The sequence below is a fragment of the Streptococcus oralis genome (assembly GCF_001578945.1).
Lineage (GTDB): Bacteria > Bacillota > Bacilli > Lactobacillales > Streptococcaceae > Streptococcus > Streptococcus oralis_Q.
Map to the genome: position 1 here is coordinate 487,523 of NZ_KQ969551.1, position 1,685 is coordinate 489,207.

Consider the following 1,685-nt stretch of genomic DNA (forward strand, 5'->3'; position numbering starts at 1 on the left):
CCAGGCTAAAGAGAGCGATCGGTAGCGAGACACCAATTTCTATTCCTTCCATCATATTTTTTAACAAAGCACCTGCTAGCGTGGTCAAGCCCGCTGCACTTATTAGGCCGATGACTCCACCTAGCAAGGTCAAAATCATGGACTCAATCAAAAACTGTACCAAGATATTAGCCCGTGTGGCTCCCAATGCTTTACGAAGACCAATCTCACGAGTACGCTCCGTTACAGAAACCAGCATGATATTCATAACTCCAGTCCCTCCCACAAAGAGAGAGATTCCTGCGATAGCACTGATAATAGCGGTCATAAAACCAAAGATTTGCTGAACTTCTTCAAAAGCGGCAGTTTCGTCTACAACCTGATATTCTCCCTGCTGTACTCCTGCAATTTCTGTCATCTTACGTGCGAGTTCTGGCCCCAAGGTCGGAGTTAGACTCGTATCATTCACACGAAAGACGATATTAGAAATTTCTTCTACATTAAAATTAGCTGCTACAGAAGCATTGGTTGTAATCGGCAGACCACCTACACCAAACATCTTAGCACTTTTAACAGCAGGGCTAGAGTAAACCCCAATCACGCGATAGCTATATCCATTGGCTGAAATGATTTGATTGAGGGCTGCCTGAGGCGAGTCAAAAAGACTTTTAGCGAGTTCTTCATCTAGCAAAATCACACTTGCAAAATCTCGGTAGTCTTGTTCTCTCAGATCCCTGCCTGCAATAATTTTATTTTCTACAGCAGACATATAAGTAATATTTCCACCTGTCAGACTTGCTCTCTCTACCTTTTTATCCTTATAGGTCAAAGTAACATTTGTACTATTAGTCACATAATAGCCATCTACGCCTTTTAGTTTGGCAGCTTCCTTAACCCACGATTCCTGTGTTTTAGGTGGTTCTACGTGAACATCTTCTTCTTTACCAGATAGTGTCAGTGCAGATTGCTTTTGTGTAAAGGAACCGTCCTTACTTTTAATTGGTGAGAAAAATACCTGAATATTTTTCTGAGATTTTGTCATATTTTTATTGACCTGACGAGACATAGAGTCCCCTAAAGCCATGATGACAACTACTGAAGATACTCCGATGATAATGCCAATCATGGTCAAAAAGGAGCGCATCTTGTGTGCCATAATAGATGAAAAGGCAAATTTCAGATTTTGCATCTTAGTTCTCCTTTCCTTCCAAACGAGCGCTATCAGATGAAATAACTCCATCACGGATTACAATTTGGCGTTTTGCATAGGCTGCAATTTCGGGCTCGTGCGTTACCATAATAATGGTCTTGCCTTCTTCATTTAACTCAACCAAGAGTTCCATGATTTGACTTCCTGTTTTCGTATCCAAGGCACCTGTCGGTTCATCAGCTAGGATGATTGAGGGATCGTTAACAAGAGCACGCGCAATGGCCACCCGTTGTTTTTGACCGCCAGACAACTCCGAAGGAAGGTGATGAATACGATCAGTCAACTCTACTTTACTCAGATATTCCTCTGCCAACTTGCGACGTTGGGTAGCTGGAACTCCTGCATAAATCAAGGGCAACTCAACATTTTGAACGGCATCCATCTTTGACAAAAGAAAGAACTGTTGAAAGACAAAACCAATTTGTTGGTTACGTACCTGTGCCAACTGCTTTTCACCTAGACGGGCCACTTCTTGACCTTCTAGATAGTATTCGCC

At 42.4% G+C, this 1,685-nt stretch carries 2 protein-coding genes; both read right to left on the minus strand.

All coding sequences use genetic code 11. From position 1 onward, the window contains the following. A partial coding sequence (locus tag SORDD16_RS05010; RefSeq protein ID WP_061452584.1) for an ABC transporter permease occupies positions 1 to 1,168 on the minus strand: 1,168 nt, incomplete at its 3' end. A gap of 1 nt (position 1,169) precedes the next feature. Further along, positions 1,170 to 1,685, minus strand: a 516-nt coding sequence (locus tag SORDD16_RS05015; RefSeq protein WP_061452585.1) for an ABC transporter ATP-binding protein, incomplete at its 5' end; no start/stop codon positions are given.